Here is a 3,370-nt window from a genome sequence, read left to right as displayed (position 1 = left end):
GGGGGATGGGGGGATGGGGAGAGGGATTGACGGTTTTTGCCTAACACCAAAAATATACAATTTAGATGCGATGCAAGCTTATCATGTCCAGTCTATCCATAATTAGGAGTAGGGACACGGCATAATTAACTTTATCTGTTTGTCCAAAATATTTATGATGCCGTGTCCCTACACAACAACGTGATGAGTTTTTATTGTGGGTAATTCAACAGACATGATATGAACCCTTGTAGAGACGTTGTATACAACGTCTCTACTTTTTTGGAGATGTCTAATGAATTAAATTTGATTTTGTGCTATTTACTGCACAGCTGCTAGTTGATAACTTTCTTTTTCCTGGTGCTTTGCTTTGGCTTGTTTCACGGTTGCCAATTGTGTTAATAGTTGCTCTCGCACTTCATGACGGTATTTAAAGAAGTGTTCGCCTACGCCCAAAGTCGTCATATAATCATAAAATAGACGGGGTTTGAGAAGTGCGATCGCAAAAAACTGCCACCAAAAAAGCCAGCGAGTTGAATGCAAAACACCTTGTCGCCAACAGACAGCCGAAAACAAACGTAACTCCTTAGAAGTAATCTTCGGCATCAACCTTCCCCGCCAACCATTCATCATCATAAAATGACGAAAAGTGCGTTTTAAAAATGGCATTGGTTCGTAAATATTCCAAAACGCATCAATGTATTCCTCAACCAATTCTTCCACAGGTCTTGTTGGTACAAAATTCATAATTGCGCCTTGGTGAAACGTTCCCAAACCATCCACCAAACGACCTTCTTGTTCCAAACGTTGCCACAATTGAGTATTTTGTAAAGCTTGTAGCAAACTAAACTGACCTTGAGGAATACCCGTTGCGGTAATAAACTCTTGAATGCGTTTACCAGCACCCGGACGTTCGCCATCAAAACCCATAATAAAGCCGGACATAATTTGCAGTCCGGCTTTAGTAATTTTCTGGCAAGATTCTACTAATGGGTGACGAGTATTTTGATTTTTGTGAATGCCAAGTAAACTTTCTGTATCCGGGGTTTCTATTCCCATAAATAAGATCGTAAACCCAGCCTTCACCATTAACTCAATCATTTCGTCATCTTCTGCTAAGTTCAGGGAAGCTTCCGTCAATAAAATGAAAGGATAATTGCGTTCTTCCATCCAAGGAATCAAAGCTTTTAAAAATAGCTTAGCATTGCGTTTATTGCCGATGAAATTATCATCCACAACAAACACATAGCGATACCAACCCATTTGATAAAGTACTTCCAATTCCGCTAACATTTGTTCAGGAGTTTTGGTGCGCGGTTTGCGTCCGTACAGATTGATAATGTCGCAAAACTCACATTGGAACGGACAACCCCGCGAAAACTGCACTGTAATTGCTAAATAAGCATCCAAATCTAGCAAATCAAAGCGAGGAATGGGTGTTTGGGTAACATCTGGTTTTTCTGGGGAACGGAAAATGCCTCGTTCATCCCCTCTCTCCAAAGCTTCTAAAAACATGGGAATCGTGCATTCACCTTCATCTAAAATCAGGTAATGCGCCCCTGCTTCCAATGCAAACTCCGGTACAGAAGTGGGAAACGGCCCACCAACAGCCACTTTTTTACCTAAAGCAACGCCTTTTTGTATCAAAGCGCGAAAATCGGCTTTCTGCACAATCATTGCAGAAATAATCACAAGATCGCACCATGCCCAATCTTTCTCTGTTTCTGGTTGCACATTGCGATCGGCAAATCGAATTTCCCACTCTTTCGGCAACATCGCTGCAACTGTAATCAATCCTAACGGCGGATTAGTCGATCGCAAACCCCCCAAATGCAAAGTTTCTTGATAACCCCAAAAAGAATTCGGAAAATTGGGCCAAATTAGTAAAGCTTTCATCTCTTTATACTCCTGAAGTTGCTTTGAAAGGCAGAAGTTAAAAGGCAGAAGGCAGAAGGCTTCCGTGAGCGTCAGCCGAACGGCAGAAGGCAAAAAGGCAAAAAGGGAAAAACTTACCTTGTCCCCTTAACCCCTGAACCCCTTATCCCTCCTACTTTTTTGATACGTAAAAAAGACTAGTAAATTGAAAAAAGATACTAAAAAACCGCGCTAGCTTGAGCTGCTTGTCTGCAAGCACCCTAAATTACGCAAAAATTACTTGGTTTCCAGCTTACTTCCAATCTATTCAAAAAGAAAAGTAGATTTTCGTAAAGTTTTGTGAAATTCTTTTGCAGATGAGTTAAGAAAATTGCCGAAAACTTCAGAATCAAAAAATGTAAAACTAATTAAGTGAGTTATTTACACAACCTTTAAGCAGGTTCCAGACAATCTAAGAAATTTATGGCGAAACAGCGAGTTCTCTCTGGGGTTCAACCAACTGGCAATCTTCACCTGGGCAACTACCTGGGAGCGATTCGCAATTGGGTACAAGGACAGAGTGAGTACGATAACTTTTTTTGTGTAGTTGATTTACACGCGATTACAGTTCCTCACGACCCGGCTACATTGGCCGAGAATACATATAAAATAGCGGCTTTGTATCTAGCTTGCGGTATAGATTTGAATTATTCGAGTATTTTTGTGCAGTCACATCTCCCCGCCCACAGCGAATTAACTTGGCTGCTAAATTGCATTACGCCCCTAAACTGGCTGCAAGATATGATTCAGTTTAAGGAAAAGGCAGTTAAGCAGGGGGAAAATGTTAATACTGGTTTGTTGGACTATCCGGTATTAATGGCAGCGGATATTTTGCTTTACCAAGCTGATAAAGTACCTGTGGGAGAAGACCAAAAGCAGCATTTAGAATTGACTCGTGATATTGCGGTGCGGTTTAATCATTTGTTTGGTAATGGGAAAAAGGTGTTAAAGTTGCCCGATCCTTTAATTCGATCGGAAGGTGCGAGAGTGATGAGTCTGACGGATGGGACAAAGAAAATGTCTAAGTCCGATCCTTCGGAATTGAGTCGGATTAATTTGTTAGACTCGCCGGAAGAAATTCAAAAGAAAATTAAGCGGTGTAAAACCGATCCGGTGCGAGGTTTGTCTCTTGATGACCCAGAAAGACCAGAAAGCCGAAATTTGTTAACCTTATATATGCTGCTTTCTGGCAAGACGAAGGAAGAAGTTGCAGCAGAATGCGCGGATATGGGTTGGGGTCAGTTTAAGCCTTTGTTAACAGAGACGATGATTAATGCTTTAAAACCGATTCAAGAGAAGTATTATGCGGTGATGAATGAAAAGGGTTATCTGGAATCTGTATTGCGCGAAGGGAAGGAAAAGGCTGGTGCGATCGCAAATCAAACCCTAGCAGAAGTAAAAGCCGCAATGGGCTATTCCCAACCTCTCTAGAAGCAGAGGAGCAGAGTAGATGTGGGGATGGGGAGATGGGGAGATG

2 protein-coding genes are annotated in these 3,370 nt (G+C 41.7%); one reads left to right on the top strand and one right to left on the bottom strand.

Annotation, left to right across the window (positions count from 1 at the left end):
* Nucleotides 1-300: 300 nt before the first annotated feature.
* Entirely contained in the window at nt 301-1,875 is a 1,575-nt protein-coding gene (locus IQ264_RS31920; protein ID WP_193986682.1) for a B12-binding domain-containing radical SAM protein, read from the bottom strand.
* 441 nt (nt 1,876-2,316) lie between these two features.
* On the opposite strand from IQ264_RS31920, the gene trpS reads away from it, so the two are divergent.
* The gene (gene trpS, locus IQ264_RS31915; RefSeq protein WP_193986680.1) at nt 2,317-3,324 is read left to right on the top strand and encodes a tryptophan--tRNA ligase; all 1,008 of its coding nucleotides are present in this window, start codon (nt 2,317-2,319) and stop codon (nt 3,322-3,324) included.
* Nucleotides 3,325-3,370: the final 46 nt, after the last annotated feature.

It is taken from the genome of [Phormidium] sp. LEGE 05292 (genome assembly GCF_015207735.1).
Classification (GTDB): domain Bacteria; phylum Cyanobacteriota; class Cyanobacteriia; order Cyanobacteriales; family Aerosakkonemataceae; genus Floridanema.
The sequence above is the reverse complement of the archived record's forward strand: the minus strand, read 5'-3'. Positions and strand labels throughout refer to the sequence as shown.